This window comes from Bacillus sp. FJAT-42376 (genome assembly GCF_003816055.1).
In the GTDB taxonomy this organism is placed as follows: domain Bacteria; phylum Bacillota; class Bacilli; order Bacillales; family Bacillaceae; genus Metabacillus_B.
In genome coordinates this window covers 1,060,791-1,083,334 of the sequence record NZ_CP033906.1, presented here as the reverse complement: position 1 = coordinate 1,083,334, position 22,544 = coordinate 1,060,791, and the positions used below count along the sequence as shown (strand labels likewise).

Sequence of the window (22,544 nt, the reverse complement as noted above, 5' to 3'; positions counted from 1 at the left end):
CTCAAGACTTATAAAAGCAGACCACACATGATCTGCTTCTCCTGCCTATACCTTCTCCAGCTCGTCCACCATTGCCGGCCTGTAGTGGTATTCCTTCTTCAGTTCTTCCGCCAGCTCATTAGCCTTTGCTTCCCCGCATGCCTTTTTGTAAGGTTCAAAAATCTTGGTTACTTGTTTATACTGGGAGCGGTTGGAGGCATGGGATGATTCCTTTCGAATGTGCCTGGAAAAAATCTCATTGACCTGTTCCGGGTATTCCTCCTGAATATATGGATGCAATCTCACTATTTGACTTGGGGAGGCATGGCAGTACTCCAGGATCTTATCTTTCCGGTTCTCGATTTTAATGATTTCCAGGTAAGGGGAATATGGACTTGATGAGTGAAGTTCCATTATAAGCTCTTCCAGAACAACTGCCCACTCTTCCGCATCATAGAGTTCTTTCAGCTTGATGTAGTACTGAATTCCTTCATTGCCGCTGATCAGCTTCCTTGCCAGTTCTTTTTGTTTTTCACCGTTGCCAAGGAGCTCATAGGCCTTATATTCAAGCTTTCTCCAGGTGCCTGTATTTCCATGCCGTTCTTTATTGATCCCTTCTTCACAGAGGGAAATTGCCTGCTGATAGTCCCCGCTTTCCAAACAGCGATGAACCGCTATCTCCCTGAATGACGGGTAGCTTAGATTCTCTTTTAAAAACTTTTCCGCCTCTTCCGGGTCAGCCGTTTCGTATAGTTCCAGCAAAAAGCCCATGATGCTTTCTTCCTCATAGCGAACCCCATAATCTTCGCCATCCAGTTCTTTCAGGCGTTTCAAAAGCGGCTTTTCCAGTTCTTTTCGGAGTTCCGGATCATCAGCGAACTGGACACATGCGCCAAGCAGATCAACCCGCTGATCGCTCCAATCATCGTATCTGGCATGCATGGCTTCTTTTAAAATGGCTTTCATCAATTCTTTCTGCTTCGTTTCCGGCCACTGCTCCAAACCCTCTTCAACGGCTTCATCGATGAGATTAACGGCTGTAAACAAAACATCGCCGATCGATCCGCTCGAGTCATCTGTATACTGCAGCATCTCAATAACGATCGACATGACGGCAAGACTCAGGAGCACCGTACTCTCAGGCTGGCCGGCATCCATTTTTGCCCGGGCTTTTTCAATGGTCAGCAACGCTCCATAGAGTGCCTGATCCACTCGGCCATATGAAATGAATCCTTGCTTCTTGGCCTTGCGGATGTATTCGCGAATCATTTTTTTGCTCGCTGCCACCTCGTCTTCAACAGGCGCAAATTCAAACAGCAGCTTTTTCTCAATTTCCGGATAGGTGTCAGAAAGGTCAATCAATACACGTATGAGGTCCTCTTTTTTCATTTGAGGAAGCAAGTCTTCAATTGCTGGCTCTTTTTTCTTCGGATTCCTCTTCGGATGTTCATTGGAATCCATTTCCGCCATGCCGTCCCTAAGAGCAAACAGCACGGCCGCTTCATGCTTGCAGTACAGACCGTCGAACGGACAGTCGCAATACGTTTCAAGAACCATTCCGCCGGCCGTCTTAATAGAAACATGATAAGGATAGCTGCTGCCCTCTACAACAGCCTTATGAATACCATCCGCTTCCCGAATTTTCAAAACCTGGCCTTTATGATAATAATCTTTTCCGCGCTTCAGGATCGTTTCATTGATAAAATCCTCGAAATTAGCTAAATACATAATCAGCACCCCGTTGCTTTGTCTTTCTATTAATGTAACAGGTCAGTCCCAGTCCGTCCAAATTACTTCGGGATCACCGGCACCCACAATTCATGCTTTGGCTTGCGGCCCGGGCCGTAGTAGCATTCGATGCATGGCAGGTTGGCCAGTTCATAGCCGGAGGTGGGGACCCATTCGGAATAGAGGCGTTTCCAGGCGTCCGGGATATTTGGGAACACCGCCCATGTTGCGGGAGGGATGGTCAGGACTTCATGGCCTTCCGGAGCTCCGGTTTCATAGCGTACGCCCATGAAGTAGTCGAATTCCTCATCCGTGATCGCGGCTTCTTTGCCGCAGACGCCTAATATGCCTTCTATTTTACATTTAGGATCTTCCCATGACAGATCGATTAATTGCTGCATAAATCCATCTTTTTTTGCCTGGCTCCACAGCTTCGGGATGATTTTAAAGGCACGGCTTGTTTTCACCGGCTCCCTTTTCCCTGTCAAAATCAGTTCAAAGTCCAGATTCTCAATTCGATATTCCATCTCCGTATCCCCTTTAATCGTTAATTGAAAAGACAGCTTCGGGAAGGCTTTCAGCTGAGTTCCCTGACGGCGTGCTTCCGACGGCTTGATTCCATGAGTTTTATGAAACGCGCGTGAAAATGAATCCGCTGATTCATACCCGTATTGGTTGGCAATCTCCAGAATCCGCCGGTCGCTTTTTTGCAGCTCAAATGCGGCCATCGTTAAGCGCCTCCTCCGAATGTATTCAGAGAGGGAAATGCCAGCGACGGCAGAAAACATTCTCGAAAAATGGAACTCCGAGGAGCAGGCGGCCTTTGCCAGTTCCTTATAATCGATCTCTTCCTCTAAATGGTGCTCTATGTAATCCAGTGCCCGGTTCATCCGGTCCAGCCAGTCCATCCGCCAGCCTCCCTTCTTCTCCTATTCTATTTAAGGACACGAATGCCTGTCCGATCTTTCTTGCACAAAAAAGCCGGTTATCCTTAGTATTCAGCATTTTATGACAAAATGCCTCCCTCCCTCCTCCAAATCTCTCATTTTTTTCTAGAAAAAGGGATTGAGCCATCTCATCCCGAACTGGTTAGGCAACGCCAAAAAGCCAGGAGGTCCTAATGGAGAACCATTACTTTACGTGCGAAGAAGTGAGGCCGGGAGTGTATGCGGCCATTGTGAAGGAAGGAATGGGTGCGCTTGGCAATGCCGGATTCGTCAATTTAGGAGAGGCTACGCTTGTGTTTGATACATTTGCCCTTCCCCAGGCAGCCGCCGAGCTTCGGGCTACTGCTGAAAGCCTCACGGGAAATCCTGTGAAGTACGCGGTCAACAGCCATTTTCACGGCGACCACACGAACGGAAACCAGCTTTTCAGGGACAGTGTGATTATTTCAACCCCGAAAACGAGGGAAAAGATGGCGGAGACTTTTGCTGAAATGAGTCGGGCCGAGCGGAAATCAGCTTTGATCCTTTCCCTTCAAAAAACCGAGGAACAGCTTGCGAAAACCGAAAGCGATCAGCTGCGGCGCTCCCTCGAGATTCAACGATCCGACCAGCGGAGACTTTGGGAAGCCATCGACCTGCTCGAGCAGACGCTCCCTACCTTGCTGATAGAGGATAAACTCGTCCTGGAGTGCAGCAGGCGGAGAGTGGAGCTGCATCATTTCGGCTGCGGCCACACGTGCAGCGATCTCCTGATGTATGTACCGGAGGAAAAGATCCTGTTCGCTGGAGACCTGGTGCTCGCCGATCACCATGCCTGGATGGGACATGGACGCCCGGAAGAATGGCTCACCATCCTCGACCGCCTCGCACCGTTTGAAATCGATACGGTGATTCCGGGTCACGGCCCTGCCGGAAAGCGTGAACAGATCGATAAAATGAAAACCTACCTGAATGACATGATGAGCGTTGTCTCAGACAATAAGCGGAAAGGACTGACCGCAGACGAAATACTTTGCAGACCGATTCCATTAAAGCATGCTCATTTGAACAGCGCCCACATGTATGAACGGAATGTGCGGTTCTTATATGACTATGTGGAGCAGGGCTTAATCAGCCAGGCTTAAATCAAAAAGGGGAATCCCGTGGCGAAACGGAGAACCCCTTTTTTAATTTTCAGCTCTGTTTAACTTGGCTGTTGATTTCCGTTACAGGCGCTCGCTTTGCGCCTGCGGGGTCTCACCTGTCCCGCAGCTCCCGCAGGAGTCTAGCGCCTTCCACTTCAATCAACTGGTGTTAAAAATCAACATCAGGCTTTAACTGAGCTTAATTTTTAAAGAGATGCAGGGAATAGATGGATTTGTGCGTTATGCTTTAACTGCTTTATACTTACTTCATACGCACTATAGCGCCCTGACTGCTTTCCAGCCTAGCTGGTACGTTGTATGAGCAGTTCAGTCTTTTAATAAAAGTTGATAAAAGAATTGTGAGGTAGGAAAAATTGATTGCAAAAACAGAAGAAGATTTTAATGGGTTGAAGGAAATCGGCAGAATCATTGCCTCGATCAGAGATGAATTAGCAGAAAGAACCGTTCCAGGGATCACGACTAAAGAGCTTGATGATCTAGCGGGCGAACGGTTGGAAGAAGCCGGGGCCGTATCGGCTCCAAAGGGTGAATATGACTTTCCCGGGTACACATGTATTAGTGTGAATGATGAAGTGGCACATGGGATTCCAGGCCAGCGGGTGATCCGTGAAGGCGATTTAGTCAATATTGATGTGTCGGCATCAAAGAACGGATATTTTGCCGATACAGGAATCTCATTTGTAGTGGGAAATGGAGAAGAGGTATTATCCAAGATTTGCGAAGTGGCTAAATTGGCATTTGAAGCAGGTCTGAAGAAAGCGAAACCCGGTTCAAAGAAAAGCAGAATCGGAAAGGCTGTTTTCGAAACAGCGAGACAGCATGGATTCACGGTCATTAAAAACCTTACAGGACATGGGGTTGGACGCAAAATACATGAAGCACCGGATCATATTCTAAATTATGATGACCCTTGGGATCAGGAGCTGTTAAAGGAAGGGATGGTCATCGCGTTTGAACCATTCATCTCAACCTTTGAAGAAGAAGTTTTCCAAAAGGAAGATGGCTGGACCTATGCAACTGAAAAAAGCTATGTAGCTCAAATCGAACATACCATCATCCTTACGAAAAACGGTCCGGTTATCGTTACTCTCTAATTCATAACAATAAACACCCAGCTAAAGCAGCTGGGTGTTTATTGCTATAGACTCTTCCGCAGCACTCACGCCGGTATGATCCATTTCTTCCTAATCAGCCATGCATTCCAGGAGGCTCTTCCAGCCATCCTTTTTCCATCATTAATTTAGCCCCTTCGGTCGTATATTCAAATGTGTCTTTGGCAAAAACGGCCGATTTCGCACTCAAATCGCTCCGCAAAGCAAAAGCAGAGGTAAACCCCTGGCTTCCAAGCCCGAATCCGCCAAGCAGATAGGTGCAATAGAGCATAAGATATTCGGAAAAAGGCGCCGTTGTGGAGCTTGTCAACGTCCCGCCGGATGAAGCTGGCGGCTGAATATCATTTTTCAGCAGGACCTTATTCGTTTCTTGTAAGATTTCCTTCGCCAGCTCATGCCCTTTGATGAAATATTTCTTTACTTCTTCATCCTTGCTGCATTGGGCAAAAGCCTTCATCAGTTCCATTCCGAAAATATTCGTCTCGATCGAATGATACAGAATGCCGTATTCAATCGTATTGAGAGGTCTTTTTTCTCCGAACAACTGCAGGCCTTTTGTGTACGTTGGATCTGTTATGTATCCGCCTGACTTGGGCATAGCGCTATAATTCGGAATCGGCAGCAGATTTTTTTTAGTTAAATATTGAGTGAACTTTAAATAATACGCCTGCGTTAATTCCGTCAGCTGCGTGTAGTATTCTATAATGTCTTCCCGGTAAGAGATCGTCATGTGAAGGACGTACATCCCCATGCTGATTTCCTTCAGCACACGGCAAAACATAATATCCAATTCATTATCAAATAGTTTGGGTGCATCAGGATGAACATCCTGACTCGTAAATCCTGCCGGAACGGCTGCCCCTTCGTTTGCGATCAGCGTTTCCATTTCAAGAACCTTCTTATCAAGTTTCTGGTGGAGATCAGACATCAAACTCTTCGCTTCCTCATCGTCCGCACTTCCGATTAGCCCCTCCAGTATCCGAAGAATCATCGTCTTTTTATGATACGTTGTCCATAGTGCACCAAACTCGGCCGCACTCATTTTCCTGGTCTTTGACATGGTGAAGCAATCCCTTCGTATTTGAAACTTTTTCTTTTAGTATGCGGTGTATCCCCTCTTTCTATCCTTAAATGAGGAAAGTGGCTGACGATCAATCTGAAGGGGTGAGAAGGGAAACTAAAAAAGATGATTCCTGTTTTTACAGAAATCATCTTCTCGCATGCTCTTTTTTCTATCGAATTAGTTTGCAGGTCCGATATCCACAGTTCCTTCAATCGCATCCTGAACGCTTGCAGGCACAGATGACATAAAATTGAAGCCAGTCATCGATTCAATGCTGTCGACACTTACCCGGTAGGAAGACCACGGTTTGCTTGAAGCAGTCTGGTCGTTTGGTACCACAACCGCGATGACTCTCGTTGAAGCTGAGACACGGCTGGCATCATTATCCCCTTTAGGCAGGACGACAATGACCTTCCATGTTTTTGCAGGGACGACAACTCCATTTCCGACGGTCGTTTTGTATCCGTTTGAACCAGTACCTCCCACTCCATAGCCACCGGAGATGATATACAATTCGTTGCCGGCAGCAGCAAGTTCGCGGCTGTATGACTCTAAATCCGCCCAAGTCACCTGATTGTTGTTCGGTGCTTGCGGAATCATATTTGTCATGAAGAATGTAGCCGAATTATCAGCAACAGAAGAGGTACGGTCAGCTGAAGGACACATATGGCCTCTATCGAATCCTGATCCCGAGAATTCACTTGCTGTTACTTCATACCACCCTGCAGGAAGGGACGTATCCGCGCGGAAGTCATCCTGACGCGGAGTGCTTCCGCTGTCATCCGCATCCAAATGCCAGCTCACCCAGTTTGGCGTACGTTTTGAATCATTGTAAGAAAGATCGTATTGAGGCTTTGTCATTAAATAATTCGTGGAATTCGCTGTATTGGTTGTTGCACCGCTTGGATTCCCAAGCGCCAAATGGTCATCCTCCGTCACTGACGGCTCAGAGCCTGTTCCAGTTCCTGAGGAAGATGAGTTCTGAGGATCCAGACTGGCCGTTACAACGATATCGGCAGAGTTGTTGTTCGTATCCCAGCCATTGCCCTGTCCATTCGCTGTTCCGCCATTATCATTTTTGCGCTCCGCGCTTGAAGTGGCTGAAATGGTCCCTGCTTTTGCTGTTTCAAAATCATTGGCAGAACCATAGCCAATAAAATCGACCACATTTAAATCCTTGGAACCTGTGACAGAAGTGGTCACCTTCGCAAGGGCCACTTTTCCGCTGCTTGCACTTAGATTGATGGTACCAGCTGCATTCGCAGTCGGCAGATCCGTTGTTCCGCCGGTTCCCCCCGCTTGTTTAACCAGATAATACTCATGAGCACCAATGCTTCCGGTTAAATTCGTTATGTTTGAGAACGAACCGCTGGCTGAAGCATATTGAACAGACCATCCTGATAAATTAACCGCAGAGTCCGTCGGATTGTAAAGTTCAATATAATCATTTTTGTAGGAAGCACCGCTGTTACCGCCTCCACCATACACCTCACTGATCACAACATGGGAAGCCCCAGCCGCTTGGACGGGTGTGCTGAAAAAGCTTCCGGAAGTAAACAGCAGAACGACACTTAAAAATAATAATGAGAGCTTTTTGTGATTCATATGGACAACCTCCTATTCAATCTAAGAATAGTATAGGGTCCTGCCTATCACGTTGAAAGACAGCAATCGTCACGCTGAAGTCATGACTTTTTTTGACAGTTTGTGATTCCGGCACGCTTCATGACCCGAAATTCCTAATTTTTTTAACTGAAAATTAACAAACTTCATGTCAAACCATAAAACGGGATTGCTATGATAGAGGTAATTTTGAAAGGAAAGTGCGTGGGCAAATGATCAACATAGTAGTTGTTAATGGGTCAGGGTTGCTAAGGGAAAGCTTAGTGTACCTCATAGAAAAAGACAGCGAACTGCATGTCACCGGATGCGCGGAAAACCAGGAGCAAACGCTTGCCTTGTGCAGTACCCTCGCTCCAGATGTCATCCTGATCGATATAGAAATGCCTGGATGCGATGTATTTGAGACTGCAAAACAGATTAAACACCTTCACTCTGCAGTAAAGGTAATCTTTTTAGCCAGTCAGGCAGACAAAAAGAGCGGTTTCTTTGCCCTTAAATCCGGGGCTGACGGCTATCTATTAAAGAACATAACAGGATCCGAACTTATACTCGCCATCAAATGCGCAGCGAATCATATGAAGATTTTCCATCCGATGGTATTCAAAGTTATGGAAGACGAATGGATGAACACTTCTGAATCACACCCGCCCGATAACCTGACAATAAGAGAAATGGAGCTGATCAAATACATAGCACAAGGCAAAAGCAATAAAGAAATCGCCAAGCTCCTCTTTTTAAGCGAAGGCCGTGTCAAAAATATCGTCACCGGAATCCTGAAAAAAAGCGCTTTGCAGCATCGGACCCAGCTTGCGGTGTATGCGATTAAGAAGCGGTATATTTAATTTTCCCCATAAAAAATGATGATCCCTGTACCACACAGAGATCATCTCCAGCCTTCCTTTATTCTTTCACAAACTCCTTCGTGCTCCTCACCGTATCAATCGGCCGCACCAATCCCTCAATCTGCTCGCGCTTCGGCTCCAAGAATGGAGGAAGAGACAGTTTCTCACCCAGTGTTTCATACGGTTCGTCCCCCATAAAGCCAGGTCCGTCTGTCGCAAATTCGAACAGCACTTGCGGAGCGACTCTTGCATATAGGGATTCGAAGAAGTGGCGGTTCACATATCCGGAGTTAGGCAGGCGGAAGCTTGAAAGCCTGTCCGTCCATTCATCCAGGACAGTCCGGTCTTCCACGCGGAACGCTGCATGATGAACCGTTCCAAAGCCTTGAACTGCTTCCGGAAGATCCGGGTTATCCTCGACAATGACCTGAGCCCCGTTCCCGCCTCTGCCGACTTCAAACAAGTGGAACGCACCTTCCTGCGCCGTTTCTTTAAACAGGAGAACCTTCTCCAGCATCTGCTTGAAGAAATCAAAATTTGCAATCCGGACAAAGATCGGTCCGAGTCCGGTGATCGCATATTCCAGTGGAACCGGCCCTTTTTGCCATGGTGTGCCGGATTCGATTCCTTCGTTGTGCTCATCGGAAATGAGCTGATACTTTTGATCATCAAAATCAGCAAACGACAGTGTCTTTTTCCCGAACTGCTCGGTAATGCCCTCATGCTTTACATCTAAACGGTCAAACCGCTTCACCCAATAATCAAGCGCTGCATCAGTCGGAACACGGAACGACGTTTTGGAGATTTCATTCGTTCCGTGCACACCTTTCTGGATCCCCGGGAAGTCAAAGAACGTCATATCCGTTCCAGCACTTCCTTTATCATCTGCGAAAAACAGATGGTACGTCTGGATATCATCCTGGTTCACAGTCTTCTTAACTAGTCTCATTCCCAATACATATGTGAAAAACTCATAGTTCTTTTCAGCACTGCTCGTAATTGCGGTTACATGGTGGATGCCTTTCAAGTGGTTCATGGTCCACAGCTCCTTTTGAATAATTATCTCGATTTCAAGATAAATTTAACATGGGGAGCCCGATAAGTCAAGAATGCGCATCGTGCGGTTTGTACACCTGTTCTGTGATGTCCGGGATTCATGTCCGGCATCAGTTCTCCATCCTGCGATGTCCGGGATTCATGTCCGGCATCAGCACTCCATCCTGCGATGTCCGGGATCCTTGTCCGGCATCAGCATTCCATCCTGCCATGTCCGGGATCCTTGTCCGGCATCAGCACTCCATCCTGCCATGTCCGGGATCCTTGTCCGGCATCAGTTCTCCAACCTGCCATGTCTGAGAATAATGTCCGGCATCAGCACTCCATCCTGCCATGTCCGGGATCCATGTCCGGGATTAATGTCCGGCATCAGCACTCCATCCTGCAATGTCAGGGATCCATGTCCGGCATCAGTTCTCCATCCTGCGATGTCCGGGATTAATGTCCGGCATCAGCACTCCATCCTACAATGTCCGGGATCCATGTCCAGCATCAGCTACTCCATGCTGCGATGTCCGGGATTAATGTCAGATATCACCACTGAACCCGGCATTTGTCCGGCATAGCCCAGAAAACCGCTATAATTAAAAATAAAAAGACCCGCCATGCAACCAATCAATCCACTTCCCTATCTAATCTATTGAAAAACAAAACATGAGTAAGGGGGTGCCTGTATGGGATCACTGAAAGCCTTGGTTAAAAAGGCAAAAAAGGGAGACGGAGAAGCGTTTGTTTCACTGGTGAAGCAGTACGAAGATGTGCTGTACCGGACAGCGAGCCGATTGCTGCGCAATGATGAGGATGTAGCGGACGCGGTGCAGGATGCGATTATTTCGGCTTATGAAAACTTACATACGTTAAAAAAGGATGAGTACTTCAATACATGGATTTGTAAAATCCTCATTAATAAGTGCAACAGTATGCTCAGCAAAAATAAAAACTTATCGGTTATCCATGAACACTTGCTTCCCGAGAAAAGAAACGATGAATATCACAAATTGGAATTAGAGGATGCGCTGAATAGTTTGAATGAAGTCTATCGGCTGGCTCTTATTTTGTACTATATCGTGGGATTAAACGTGAAGGAAATCAGTGAATTTCTGAAGGAGCCTGAGGGAACGATTAAGTCCAGACTCTCCCGGGCGAAAACGATTTTGAGAACGACCTATTATAAGAGCGAGGGAGTGATGGCTTGTGAAAAATGATTTCGAAAAAGAGCTTAGCCAAATCATGAATAAAGAAAAAGAAATTCCAGTTCCAGTAAGGCAGGCATTCGATCAATCTTATGAACGGATCCGTGCGAGGTCCAAAAAGAAAAAAGTCCAGTTCATCTGGAAAAGGGCCGCGGCCGCTGCTTGTGCGCTGATTGCTACAGGCATGGTCCTGTCGAATGAGCATGTAATGGCCGGGATAAACGGATTCCTGCACTTTGGAGATAAAGGGATTGAACAAGCGGTGAATAACGGTTTTACACAAGAAGATCATAGCACGGCAGCCGATCAGAATATTACCATCACACTGGACAGGCATTTTTCGGATCACAACAAAATAGGGTTGTATTTCAAGCTATCCTTTGAAGATGCTTCCATCCTAAAGAATGTAAAAGCAGTAAGCATGGATTATCGATTGAGAAACGGAGATGGCGAATACATTGATGAAAATATTCCAGATACAAAGCCATTAAAGGGGAACAATCAATATCTATCCAGCTCTGAGCATCAGAATTCACTACAAGATGTAAAATCAGGGAACATTCAGTATGAGGTACTGGCTACTTCTAATGACGGAATGCTGCCTGATTTAAAAGGGGCTGTAGTAGAGGTGGAAAGTGTCAATGTTTTCTACGATAAAGAAAAACTCAAGAAGATTAATGGCAGCTGGGACCTTCAAGTAACCGAAAAAAATAAGGAAACAACAGGTAAAACGGTTCAATATGTTATGAAAGATGCTGTGTCAAACATTCTCGTTTCCAAAGCTGAAGCAAACCCAACCTCCTTAAATCTCATATTTTCATTGAACAAGGTCTATGAAGACGAGAACGTTATTGCAGATCATATGAAAGTCATTGATACAGATGGGGATGAATTTGCTTCGGACGGAAGCTTTAGTATGGATAGAAAGAAAAACAAAACCATTATTTACGCAAACCTCCCATTCACTTCTTACAACGATTCCAGCAAGCTAACACTGGTTATTGAAGGAATTGGCGAAGTCGAACTGCTAAAAAAGTAAACACATACAAATCCCGAATCCTATTACTGGTTCGGGGTTTTTTATATATCACATCTGCTGATCAAACGGTTCTTTCTCCCACCGGTTTTGGTTGCTACATAGGTTTATTTAGTAATAAATTTCGGGATGAACCAACTCATATTACTTGAGGTAGTTTACCCTTTCCGGATACATTTTTTTCTTAATTTGTCACAGACCACCTCCCCTCTTCGTCTTGTTTGTAAAAACAGAAAGAGGGAATTTACGATGAAAAAATATGAAGCTGCGATTATTGGCGGAGGGATTTCTGGTTTGACGGCGGCCGTTTATTTGGCAAAGGCCGGGATCTCAACGGTGGTCATTGAAAAAGGAAAAGCACTTGGGGGCCGGGCAAAAACCGTCAAGAAGAACGGCGCCTATTTCAATATCGGAGCACATGCTCTCTATAAAGGGGGAGCAGCGGAAGCGGTATTAGATGAACTGGGGATTGAACTGTCGGGCGGTGTACCTGATACGAAGGGCCGAGCTATTTGGAACGGCTCGATCTTCTCGCTTCCCGCGAGCCTCCCCTCCCTCCTATCCACAAAACTTTTATCGCTATCCGGTAAGATCGAGCTCGGAAAGGTGATGAGAAAGCTGATGAATCTAAAGCCTGCATCAATCGGCGAACGGAGCTTGCGGGATTGGGCTGAGTCTGAGATGACTGATCCCATGGTCCGGCATGCTTTTTATGCACTATGCAGAACCTCAACGTACTGCATCGGACCCGAAAATCAGCAGGCCGCGATTGTGCTCGATCAAGTGCAGAGGGGGATGAATGGGGTATTCTATATCGACGGCGGCTGGCAATCCATGATCGATCCTTTAAAGAAAAAGGCTATAGATTTCGGCGCGGACATCGTTCATCAATCTGCTGTTTCGATTAAGAAAAAATCAGGGTTTGAGATTACTTTAAAAAACGGGGACATCATCCAAGTTCCGATGGTTCTTTCGACAGCAAGCCCTGAACAAACCTTCTCCTTAATCGAAGGAGCGGCTGGAACCTCATTAGAAACATGGAGGCAGCGCGTCAAACCGATTTATGCCGCCTGTCTCGACGTTTCACTCCGTCACCTCCCAAAACCGAACGAGCAATTTGCCATCGGCATCGACCAGCCGATCCTGTTCACCAATCAATCGAGAGCCGCTCAATTAAGCGATAACGGCTCTTCCGTAATCAGCCTCATCAAGTATTTAGGGACGGACTCAGCCTCAAACGCCCAGTCTGATCAAAGAGAGCTCGAGAATTTCCTGGAATTGATGCAGCCAGGCTGGAGAAAGGAACTGGAAGGCTATCAGTACTTACCTCACATAACGGTCTCAAACGGTTCCTGTGCAATGAATGGCTACCTTCCTCTCGGTCCATCGGTCCCTGATATCCCCGGCCTTTACATTGCAGGAGATGGAGCCGGCCGCACCGAATTACTTGCAGATGCCGCATTCGCGAGCGCGAAAAGAGCGTCAGCCTTGATGATTCAAAAGTGTGCAAACCCTGGAATTTTAAAGGAGGCATAATGTGAGTCCGAATGAATCCGAATTGCTTTTCACCGCTCACCACCCCCTGCTTTTCTCTTTGGCATACCGAATGCTCGGCAGTGTACAGGATACGGAGGATCTGCTTCAGGATGTGTATATCACATTCAGCGAAACAGAGACAGGGAGTATTCAAAATAAGAAAGCCTATCTATGCAAAATGGTGACAAACCGCTGTATCGACCGTCTAAAATCTGCTTCGAAGAAACGGGAACAGTATACAGGAATGTGGCTGCCCGAACCGCTGATTACCGAAAACCGCCCGAGTGATGATCCGGCCGGCCACATTTTTTTAAAAGAATCGGTATCCATGGCCTACCTGCTGCTGCTTCAGCAATTATCCGAAACAGAGCGTGCGGTCTTCATCCTAAAAGAAGTTCTGCAATACAGCTATGAGGAAATCGCGGAAATCGTCGGCAAAAGCAGCGCGAACTGCCGGCAAATTTTCTCCCGGGCTAAAAGGAGCATCGTCCCCCCAAAGGAAGAACCCCAAATGACCCAAAAGGGAAAATGGCTCGCCGAACAATTTTTTGGAGCCCTCGCTTCAGGAGATACAAGCAAAATGCTCAGCCTCCTGTCTGCAGACGCTTCCCTCTTAACGGACGGCGGAGGAAAAGTGAAAGCAGCCATCTTCCCAATCCTTGGAGCGGAACGCATCGTCCGCTTTTACATGGGGATATTGTCAAAGTCCCCTCAGGATATGACCTTTACCATCACTTACGTAAACGGAGATCCAGGCCTCATCCTATACGCCGGGAAGCACGTGTACGCGGTCCTCTCTCTTCACATCAAGGAGAACAAAATCAAAACGATTTACTCCGTCTTGAACCCGGAGAAGCTCACTCATATTCCTTGATCATAGAGCAGCCGCCTGGCTGCTCTATTTTAAAACAAATCACGCGGCCGTCCGGTTAAACTTATAAACTCCCTGTTCTCCCTCCCAAATCAATCCACCATCTTATACAAAAGCAAATCATCCACATACTTCCCATCCAGAAAGAATTCCTCGTGGAGCCGCCCTTCCTCTTTGAACCCGATTGCTTTATAAAAAGCGATGGCCTTTTCATTTGTGGAAAGGACTCTGAGTGAAATTTTCCTGACACCCTGTTCGCGGGCGATCTGCCTCAAGTGCTCCATAAGCCGGCTGCCCACTTTCTTGCCTTGGAAATCCGGATGAATCCCGATCGCCAAGTCGAATACGTGCCGATTTGACGGCACATCAAAAGGATGCTTGAAGCTTATGTATCCGGCTATCCGGTCACCCTCTGCCGCTACCATCTGCTGTCCCTCCGGATACGATTTTTCATAATCCTCTACAGAGTCCCAATGGAGCAGAGCGGGCGTATTCGTGCTGTTCCAGATCAGCCGATCCAGCTCCATCAGCTGCTGCATGTCTTTCTTTTGTGAAGGCCGAATGATTAACTGCATATTTATCCTCCTTTTCTTTTATTATACAAAAAGAGCAAGCCCCCGGCCCTGCTCTTCAAGACGTTGAAAAAATCTATGTTCTCCTGTAAGTTTAGATTACTTTTGCTTTATGCAGAGATTAATGATGAATCAATCCGTGTTACAGAGTTGATAATCATTGCGTCCATAACACTTTGTATACGTTCAAATGTAGCTCCATAGTATTCATTTCTCTCATCTCTAGATACCTGAGATGGAGATACGTTGAGTTTATTAGCTAAGTCTTGTTGTGACATTCCAATATAAATTCTATACGCAATTAATGTTTTACCAATAGTTCTCAAATTGAAAACCGGCTCAAAATCCCCGCGCTTGATCCGCTCGTAATATTCAACCTCTTCTTTTAATTGTTCATGGAAAGAAAAAATATGGCTGAATTGCTAAATCAATGTGATCAGGCTCTAAGCCCATCTCTTTATATTTTTTAGTTTGTTCAAGTATGAATTTCTTATCTTGTTTAAGCTTTTCTACTGCTTATCTATATGCATGCTTGGTTTTTATCATATATATCCCTCACTTTATTATTTTTACAATTCCCTTTGGTTTAAATGTATCTCTAGTTTCAGCTTCCTCCTATGAATTTGAAGGAAATACTAAATTTAGCTTTGTATACATCTCCTTTCTGAATAGAAAAGTGGACAGTAAAATGCAGTCAGGATTGAAATAAAAAATTGCAGCTGGCATCGAGCCGGCTGCAACTTTTTGTATGGAACATTATGTTGTGAAGCCCTCATTCCACCAATTCCTTTATTAGCTTCTCAGAAAGCCTTTCCGCCCCAAGTACAGGAGGAACGGTTTGGTAGCTGGTCCTGATCTGTAGCCATATGAAATGTAATGAACGGTTCGAAGTACGTCGACTGGAAAACGGCAAACTGCTTCGAGGACTCAAAAAACAAGAAGCCTAAAAAAGGCTTCCATGTTTTTAGTGAATTTAAAAGTTGTTTATACCTACTCTAGTTTGTTCTTGTTCAATTATGAGAGGTAACAGATTTGGATGTACTTGTTTTACAAAGTTTTCTAGGCCATTTACAAACATATGATCTTCAAATTCAGACGAATTTAAAATTTCCATTGGTGACCGCTCGTCTTTAGAAATTTGAAAATAAGCAGCAATATTTGAACGTAATTGTTTCATTTTATAGCTAGGTAATGAATTCTGTTTATAGTTAGGTAATGAATTCTTTTTTACGACATGTTGGTTTTCTCTTTCACTTGATAATATTCTCAACTCCTTCCGTATAAATTCAAGTTCTTCTAAGATAACTTGCTCTGGTTCTGTAATTTCGGTTTGATCTAATTTCTTTACTTTAAATTTACCGAAATGTCCTAAGAATGCTGAATATGTGGGATCACTTTGGGATGCTTTATATGTCGAAGCGATTTTTTCAGCTAATTTTTGCTTGAAAGTTACTATTTTACTAAACCTTAAATCATACGGATATTCAAGTGTCTCGATTGAATTTGTGTCAAAAATATAAGGTGTATTATCATCTTTTATTATTACAGTTGGTTTATCAAAGGTTAATCTCATCCCGAGTTCAAATAAAACATTAGGATTTCTAGAACTTATGTCGCAAACTACGATATCAGAGTTATAAATATTAGAAATAATATTGTTGTGAATGATATTAACTTCACCTTCAGAGTTACTAACGATATCTGTTTTAAAAGATAATGTTTCAATTTGATTAGCCGCTTGAGTAATAATATTTTTTACTTCAAGCCAGTGGGTTTCTGGATAACCATCTAATCCAGAAATAGGCATGATAATTCCGCATTTTAATTGATTTTTTTCTAAAGTTTCATCATTTGCTACTACGCCAGTTCTTTTTTCTGTCAAAACACTCACCTGCTTTTAATTGTTAGGGATATTTTACTAATAAAATCAAGAAAATGGTAGTAGAAATTTATATTTCGGTAAGTGAGGTTATATACCGTTGGATCCGAAAAATACTGCCGGGATCCCTTTTTAGTGGTCGTTCTATATAAAAGGGTTTGACCTTGCGGACATATGTACATATGAGGTTGTTATGAGTGAAGGTTCCAGGAAGTGTGAGTTAACTCTTGATGATTTCCCTAATGGGATTATTTGCTCTGAAAACTCTCCTGAAATTGTTCTTCAAACAGTGGTTTATGACAACCTACCAGGAGAAAAATGGATAGACAGAACAACAGGTGAAAACGTAGTAAAAGAGAGATGGAAATGGGAAACGATTGGAAAACCAAAAAGAAGTGGGTGGAATGCAGAAATACAAGATTGGGATTTAGCTGAGGTACCATGGGGAGCTGCCAATGTTGCTAATTCTAGACGACCTTTGCAACACAAAGTAGATGCTTTTTCAAATCCAGAGGATCAAGCATCTGAAATCATCAAATTGCTTTCTACTATTATAACTAATCGTGTTAAATCTTTAACAGTTAAAACTGGTGAAGAACAGGAAGAATTAACTGAGTTTGGAAAGCTATTAGAACAAGTAAAAGTAATACAAAATAAGATTATTGAGGAATCAAAAGAAGAAATTGATAGAGCTGAAGAAGGAATTTCAAACTTAGTCAAAGAAATTTTCCCTAATTATAAAATTAAGTTTGATGCCAGGCCTGAAGATGATCTTGAGAAAAGTATTAATCTATTTAAAGCCGGTTCAAAACTGCTAATGGGTCCAGAAAATGGATATCAGAGCACCATAGACAGGCAAGGAAGTGGAGCAGAAGAACTTTATTGTGGGCTGCTCTTAGTTATATAAAGGAAACCTCAACTACAAATGAAAGACCAAACGTATTGATACTTGATGAGCCAGAGCTATACTTACATCCTAGTGCAGTAAGAGAAGCTTGTCGTGTATTATATGAGTTGCCAGGCGAGAGTAATTGGCAGGTTATGATTACAACGCATTCCCCGGCTTTTGTAGATTTTTCAAGAGACAATACAACGATAGTCAGGGTAGAGCGTGACTTGTCAGGTGAAATTAAAGGAACTACCCTTTTCAGGCCTCAAAGGGCAAAATTAGATGACAATGATAGAAGACTTTTGAAGTTGCTAAACCTATGCGATCCTTATGTAGCTGAATTCTTTTTTGGCGGGCATTCAATTATTGTAGAGGGAGATACAGAGTATACTGCCTTTAAATACATAATAGCCAATAATCCTGAACAATTTAAGGATGTTCATATCATTAAAGCTAGGGGCAAAGCAACAATTGTTTCCTTAGTTAGAGTTTTAAACCACTTTGGTACAAGCTACGCTATTCTTCATGATAGTGATTACCCAACATTAATAAATGGTAATAGAAACTCTGCATGGGCGACTAATCAAAATATAATAAATGCTGTGAATGAGCATAAGCAACCATCTAGAGTAAGATTAATAGCTTCATTGAAAAACTTTGAATTTGCATTCTTAACAAAGGAAGTATCAGAGGAAAAACCATATAATGCTTTACTTGAGTTAAGTGGAAATCATGAGTTAGCTGAAAATGTAAGACTATTACTATTAGCCCTGATTAATCATTCAGCCCCTATTCCATCAGGATGCTTAGAGTGGAGTAGTTTGGAAGAATTGGAACGGCATTATCAAGATAGAGTAACCACTTACTCATAAATATTTTATAAATTAAGTTCATTGAAAACTATTGCAATTGAAAAAGGTCCTGTTTAAGCAGGCTCTTTTTTTATACCGATAATTCACAGGTTTTTCTTAAACTTACAGATATTGAGATAATAACAAATCACTAATCAAGGGGTGTCAATGTCGAGATGGATTTTACACTCGCCAGCAGATATAAAAACAACAAAAAAAACCATACATTAAAAAGTGGCCTTTCCCTGCTGACGTGACAGCAGCCTTTTACACAAATTAAACGTATTAAAATGCATCCCTTCATGATATAAGCTAAAACTGATAAATTGCTCAGGTGTTTCAAGCTTCATCCCTGCAGAGGTCGTATAGGGTGAAACATTTTCCCCGAGCCGGCCGGCAAGTGATTCCTGATTCGAACATACTGAGCTTGAAGAAGATCTTCCAGCTCCACCAGGCTGGGCGACGGATATCCTATCCTTTTAGAAGTAATAAATATCTTCATGTACTACACTAAATGTATTTAACCGGCATAACCTCTCTATTCTTCCCTAGTTTCCACACGAATGCTGACTTGTCTGTCCATGATTTCTTCATTTTACTTTGTTAAATTTGAAGTCTGTATTAAGATCGATTTTATTCTCATACCTGACTTGGCTTCGTCTTAAACTGTTCAGGAAATAGTAAATTAGTTTAGTCTTCATATTCTTTTATATGGTACCCTGAACCAAACTTAAACCCTCCTTGAGGGTTATACAAACTAGATACTCTAGATGCATTCCTGCCTTTATGAGCTAAATGAATTTGATTGTTTTTAACAGGAACCGATTTAGTTTTTTTCGGAGTTGTTGATTTGTTCGTTTTGTTAATTACTTTTTTAGTATTTGACGTCTTTAGACTATTACCGCTATTTTTTTTATTATTTGATTGTCTATTAATTTCAGACTTTGAAGTTATCTTATTATTAACGTTGCAACTGTTTTTTGCTTTGGATTCTATATCACAGATCAATTGAGTTAATTGCTGACTTACATTTATAAATTTTCTTTTAATTGAATCGTCTTTTATTCTATTTTTATTCTTATTAAGGTCATTTTGAATTCTCTTTATATCTTTGATTATTTCCAAGTCTCTCTCCATTAATCTGCTCCCTTTTCAATTTTGAGTTACACTTCTCCATAGTAAACACAGTAGTAAAATATACCTAAATTATAAACATATTTTATAAAAATTGGTAGTGATACTAAGTGTTTTTTTGCAATTTATAGAATTATAAATTTTATTTAATAGCTATGAATACCGTAAACTCTATATATAATCTCATCCTTTGAACTATAAGCACCTATCGTTAAATCTTAAATCTGTAAATATGTTCCATTTTTTTTACGATAGACTTTTGAAATGAAGAGTTCGAGAAATGGTAAAATAAGAAAAACAACCAAAACGGAGGAATCAAGCTATGCCTGTCTACAACAAACTCGTACGCGACAACATCCCCCAAATCATCCAAGCAACCGGCAAGTCTTTCGAAACCCGGATCCTCGAAAAAGAGGAATACATCAATGAACTGAAGAAAAAGAGCTTCGAAGAACTGGATGAGTACATGACTGCTGAAACAAACGCAGAGGCAATTGAAGAATTGGCAGACCTGATGGAAATCATCAAGGCCTTTGCAGAGGTGCACGGCTCAAGTCTTGCCGAAGTAGAAAAGATCCGTCAGGAAAAAGCGGAAAAGCGCGGCGGGTTTGAGGAGAAGATTTTTTTGGTGCAGGTTGAGGATTAAATGAAGGTATCCTTATATACAGAGAAGCTGCTGAATCCGGTTCTTGACCGGATTCAGCAGTCCGGCACGATTTATATTCTGACTGCCTTTGCCATGAAGTCAGGGGTTTCCTTGCTTAAGTCAGCATTGGCACAAGCCGCTGACCGTGGAGCTGATATTAAGCTTCTGACCGGAGATTACTTATATGTCACCCAGCCGGATGCGTTAAAAGAACTGGCATCGATTCATGAAAAAATTGAAGTCCGGTTATGGCGCAGCAATGGAATCAGCTTTCATCCGAAGGCATATTTGTTTGAATCCGAAGCGCAGGGCCATTCCATTATCGGCTCTTCCAATCTATCAAAATCCGCTTTAACCAATGGGGTGGAATGGAGTGTCGGCATTCTTGAAAACGAGGAAAAGCTTCTATTTGAAGAAGCGAGCCGGAAATTCATTGATCTGTTTCAAGCGGAAAACACGATTCCAATAAATTTTGAAACCGCCAAACGGTACGAAGAAGAATACATAAACTTTCATCAGCAGCACCCGGAGTTAGCAAGAACGTGGACGAAGCAGGAAGAGCAGGAGCTCATGCTGCCGGATGAGGAGAAGCCTGATCCCGATTCGATTGTGATGGAGTCACAGGAAAGCTACTCCGTTCTAGCACCCCGCTTCGCTCAGATAGAAGCACTTGAACAGCTGACCAGTACGGTCGAAGAAGGCTACAAAAAAGCCATGGTGGTAATGGCGACCGGTCTAGGGAAAACCTATTTGGCCGGTTTCTTCGCCAAGAATTTCGGCAAGGTCCTGTTCATTGCGCATTTAGAAGAGATCCTGCACCAGTCCGCTGAATCGTTTCTGAAGGTGATGCCTGACAAAACCGCCGGGATATATAACGGCCGGCAAAAGAATCCGGATGCGGAGCTCCTCTTTGCTTCCATTCAAACGTTAAGCATGAAACGCCATCTGGAGGTATTTGATCCAGAGGAATTCGATTTGATTGTAGTCGATGAGTTTCACCATGCGGCGGCGGCCTCCTATAAGAAGGTGCTGGATTATTTCAACCCCTCCTTCCTGCTCGGTGTGACAGCTACACCTGACCGTGCCGATAACCGCGATGTATACGCGCTATGCGAAGGGAATGTCGCCTACAAAATTGATTTTCTTGAGGCTATCCAAAGAACGTGGCTTTCGCCTTTTCACTATTATGGTGTTTACGATGAAACAGACTATTCAAAGCTGACATGGCGCGGAACGCAATATGACCAGGAAGAGCTGATGGCGGCCCAGCTAAGGACGGAGCAGGCAGCTCATATCTTACAGTCATGGGAAACCTACAGGAAAACAAGAACGCTTGTCTTTTGCTCCTCCATCCGCCAGGCAGATTTCCTGTCTGCATACTTTGCAGACAATGGCTATCGGGCGGTTTCCCTTCACTCCAGGCAAACACAAGTCAATCGGAAGGACGCCGCCCGTGCATTAGCGGATGGTGAACTCGACGCCATATTCGTCGTGGACCTTTTCAATGAAGGCGTAGATATTCCAACAGTGGACACTCTGCTATTCGTAAGACCGACCGAATCCCTCACCATCTTCACCCAGCAAATCGGACGGGGCTTGCGGCTGCATCCTGAAAAAGACCACTGTGTCATCATTGATCTTATCGGAAACTACCGGAATGCCGATATTAAGCTGAGCCTCTTTGATACCAGTATTCCCACCGCTAAAAAGGAAAAGGTTATTCAGCCGGTTGTTCCGCTTTCCTGTACCGTGGATTTGGATATTCAAGTCATTAACCTGTTAAAAGAATTAACAAAAAAAAGACAGCCTCGTAAAGAAAAACTGCTCAGCAACTATCAAATGGTGAAAGAAGAGCTTGGCAGGAGACCTACTTATCTGGAGCTGCATTTATATGGCGAGCTTTCTGCAAATGAGTATAAGTCAGAATTTAAAACTCTTTTTAGCTTTCTAAATTGGGCCCATGAATTAACCGCCGATGAACAGCAGGTATTTCTATCACATGAAAACTGGCTGCAGGAAGTAGAGCGCACCGGGATGAATAAAAGCTATAAAATGATTGTCCTGCTGGCAATGCTGGAACGGGGAATAGACGATTGGTATAAACCGATAACTGCCCTTGAAGTTGCTCCGTTCTTTCATACCTATCTCACATCCAAGGAATATAGAAAGAGAATTGACTTTTCAGATGGACAGGGGAAAAAACTTTGGGGATATAATCAGGAGAAAGTGGCTGGATTAATTGAGAAAATGCCAATGAGTAAATGGAGCGGGAGTTCTGATGGATTAGTGAGGTTTAATGAAGGAGAATTTTCCTTTCAGATTGAAACTGATAATAACGCGCAAGAAACGCTTTATCGTTGGACGAAGGAGATTTGTGAGTATCGGCTTCATCAGTACTTTGAGCGAAAACAGCTAATAATCTCATAACCTTTTAAATAAGAC

The 22,544-nt window shown here is 43.7% G+C and carries 21 protein-coding genes; 12 read left to right on the top strand and 9 right to left on the bottom strand.

From position 1 onward, the window contains the following. Positions 1-45 precede the first annotated feature (45 nt). Together CEF21_RS05405 and CEF21_RS05400 are read right to left on the bottom strand one after the other, a co-directional pair. Positions 46-1,707, bottom strand: coding sequence for an SWIM zinc finger family protein (locus CEF21_RS05405; RefSeq protein WP_123913960.1), 1,662 nt, complete (start codon positions 1,705-1,707; stop codon positions 46-48). Between the two features lie 62 nt (positions 1,708-1,769). Next, complete coding sequence (locus CEF21_RS05400) at positions 1,770-2,615, bottom strand: AraC family transcriptional regulator (protein WP_123913958.1); 846 nt, start codon at positions 2,613-2,615, stop codon at positions 1,770-1,772. Positions 2,616-2,827: 212 nt separating this feature from the next. On the opposite strand from CEF21_RS05400, the gene CEF21_RS05395 reads away from it, so the two are divergent. Together CEF21_RS05395 and map are read left to right on the top strand one after the other, a co-directional pair. Continuing rightward, positions 2,828-3,778: an MBL fold metallo-hydrolase gene (locus tag CEF21_RS05395; protein ID WP_123913956.1), complete on the top strand. Its 951-nt coding sequence runs from the start codon at positions 2,828-2,830 to the stop codon at positions 3,776-3,778. A gap of 374 nt (positions 3,779-4,152) precedes the next feature. Continuing rightward, positions 4,153-4,893, top strand: coding sequence for a type I methionyl aminopeptidase (gene map, locus CEF21_RS05390; RefSeq protein WP_123913954.1), 741 nt, complete (start codon positions 4,153-4,155; stop codon positions 4,891-4,893). A 94-nt stretch (positions 4,894-4,987) separates the two neighbouring features. Here map and CEF21_RS05385 read toward each other — a convergent pair whose 3' ends face one another. Both CEF21_RS05385 and CEF21_RS05380 read right to left on the bottom strand, forming a co-directional pair. Next, entirely contained in the window at positions 4,988-5,971 is a 984-nt protein-coding gene (locus CEF21_RS05385) for a DUF3231 family protein (RefSeq protein WP_123913952.1), read from the bottom strand. A 180-nt stretch (positions 5,972-6,151) separates the two neighbouring features. After that, on the bottom strand, positions 6,152-7,579 hold the full coding sequence (locus tag CEF21_RS05380; RefSeq protein WP_123913950.1) for a DNA/RNA non-specific endonuclease: 1,428 nt from the start codon (positions 7,577-7,579) through the stop codon (positions 6,152-6,154). Positions 7,580-7,809: 230 nt separating this feature from the next. Here CEF21_RS05380 and CEF21_RS05375 point away from each other — a divergent pair, with 230 nt between their 5' ends. Beyond that, on the top strand, positions 7,810-8,439 hold the full coding sequence (locus tag CEF21_RS05375) for a response regulator (RefSeq protein ID WP_123913948.1): 630 nt from the start codon (positions 7,810-7,812) through the stop codon (positions 8,437-8,439). A gap of 58 nt (positions 8,440-8,497) precedes the next feature. On the opposite strand, the gene CEF21_RS05370 is transcribed toward CEF21_RS05375, so the two are convergent. Continuing rightward, entirely contained in the window at positions 8,498-9,475 is a 978-nt protein-coding gene (locus CEF21_RS05370) for a ring-cleaving dioxygenase (RefSeq protein WP_123913946.1), read from the bottom strand. A gap of 73 nt (positions 9,476-9,548) precedes the next feature. Between CEF21_RS05370 and CEF21_RS05365 the strand changes: the two genes are divergently transcribed. The 5 genes from CEF21_RS05365 to CEF21_RS05345 all read left to right on the top strand — a co-directional run bounded on the left by CEF21_RS05365 (position 9,549) and on the right by CEF21_RS05345 (position 14,134). Continuing rightward, positions 9,549-10,061, top strand: a complete 513-nt coding sequence (locus CEF21_RS05365) for a hypothetical protein (protein ID WP_206427798.1) — start codon at positions 9,549-9,551, stop codon at positions 10,059-10,061. 108 nt (positions 10,062-10,169) lie between these two features. After that, a complete protein-coding gene (locus CEF21_RS05360; RefSeq protein WP_123913942.1) occupies positions 10,170-10,700 on the top strand; it encodes an RNA polymerase sigma factor in 531 nt (176 codons plus the stop codon). Continuing rightward, positions 10,690-11,727 carry a DUF4179 domain-containing protein gene (locus tag CEF21_RS05355; protein ID WP_123913940.1) on the top strand — a complete coding sequence of 346 codons (1,038 nt, stop codon included), beginning with the start codon at positions 10,690-10,692 and terminating at the stop codon, positions 11,725-11,727. The genes CEF21_RS05360 and CEF21_RS05355 overlap by 11 nt, the downstream gene beginning before the upstream one ends. 246 nt (positions 11,728-11,973) lie before the next feature. Further along, positions 11,974-13,260 (top strand): phytoene desaturase family protein, encoded by a 1,287-nt coding sequence (locus CEF21_RS05350; protein WP_164462089.1) that lies wholly within the window; start codon positions 11,974-11,976, stop codon positions 13,258-13,260. Position 13,261: 1 nt separating this feature from the next. Further along, positions 13,262-14,134 carry an RNA polymerase sigma-70 factor gene (locus CEF21_RS05345; RefSeq protein ID WP_123913936.1) on the top strand — a complete coding sequence of 291 codons (873 nt, stop codon included), beginning with the start codon at positions 13,262-13,264 and terminating at the stop codon, positions 14,132-14,134. A gap of 89 nt (positions 14,135-14,223) precedes the next feature. Here the strand turns inward: CEF21_RS05345 and CEF21_RS05340 are convergent, their stop codons facing one another. The 3 genes from CEF21_RS05340 to CEF21_RS05330 form a co-directional block, all read right to left on the bottom strand. Beyond that, complete coding sequence (locus CEF21_RS05340; RefSeq protein WP_123913934.1) at positions 14,224-14,706, bottom strand: GNAT family N-acetyltransferase; 483 nt, start codon at positions 14,704-14,706, stop codon at positions 14,224-14,226. Between the two features lie 107 nt (positions 14,707-14,813). Beyond that, positions 14,814-14,981 carry a helix-turn-helix domain-containing protein gene (locus tag CEF21_RS21515; RefSeq protein ID WP_241156832.1) on the bottom strand — a complete coding sequence of 56 codons (168 nt, stop codon included), beginning with the start codon at positions 14,979-14,981 and terminating at the stop codon, positions 14,814-14,816. 695 nt (positions 14,982-15,676) lie between these two features. After that, positions 15,677-16,585 (bottom strand): RNA helicase, encoded by a 909-nt coding sequence (locus tag CEF21_RS05330; protein ID WP_123913932.1) that lies wholly within the window; start codon positions 16,583-16,585, stop codon positions 15,677-15,679. Positions 16,586-16,775: 190 nt separating this feature from the next. On the opposite strand from CEF21_RS05330, the gene CEF21_RS05325 reads away from it, so the two are divergent. Together CEF21_RS05325 and CEF21_RS05320 are read left to right on the top strand one after the other, a co-directional pair. Continuing rightward, positions 16,776-17,489 carry a hypothetical protein gene (locus tag CEF21_RS05325; protein WP_123913930.1) on the top strand — a complete coding sequence of 238 codons (714 nt, stop codon included), beginning with the start codon at positions 16,776-16,778 and terminating at the stop codon, positions 17,487-17,489. Next, the gene (locus tag CEF21_RS05320; protein WP_164462088.1) at positions 17,465-18,343 is read left to right on the top strand and encodes an ATP-dependent nuclease; all 879 of its coding nucleotides are present in this window, start codon (positions 17,465-17,467) and stop codon (positions 18,341-18,343) included. The genes CEF21_RS05325 and CEF21_RS05320 overlap by 25 nt, the downstream gene beginning before the upstream one ends. Before the next feature lie 669 nt (positions 18,344-19,012). Here CEF21_RS05320 and CEF21_RS05315 read toward each other — a convergent pair. Beyond that, positions 19,013-19,459, bottom strand: a complete 447-nt coding sequence (locus CEF21_RS05315) for a hypothetical protein (RefSeq protein WP_123913926.1) — start codon at positions 19,457-19,459, stop codon at positions 19,013-19,015. Positions 19,460-19,778: 319 nt separating this feature from the next. Here CEF21_RS05315 and CEF21_RS05310 point away from each other — a divergent pair, with 319 nt between their 5' ends. Continuing rightward, positions 19,779-20,102: a nucleoside triphosphate pyrophosphohydrolase gene (locus CEF21_RS05310; protein ID WP_123913924.1), complete on the top strand. Its 324-nt coding sequence runs from the start codon at positions 19,779-19,781 to the stop codon at positions 20,100-20,102. After that, positions 20,103-22,529, top strand: coding sequence for a DEAD/DEAH box helicase family protein (locus tag CEF21_RS05305; protein WP_123913922.1), 2,427 nt, complete (start codon positions 20,103-20,105; stop codon positions 22,527-22,529). Positions 22,530-22,544 lie beyond the last annotated feature (15 nt).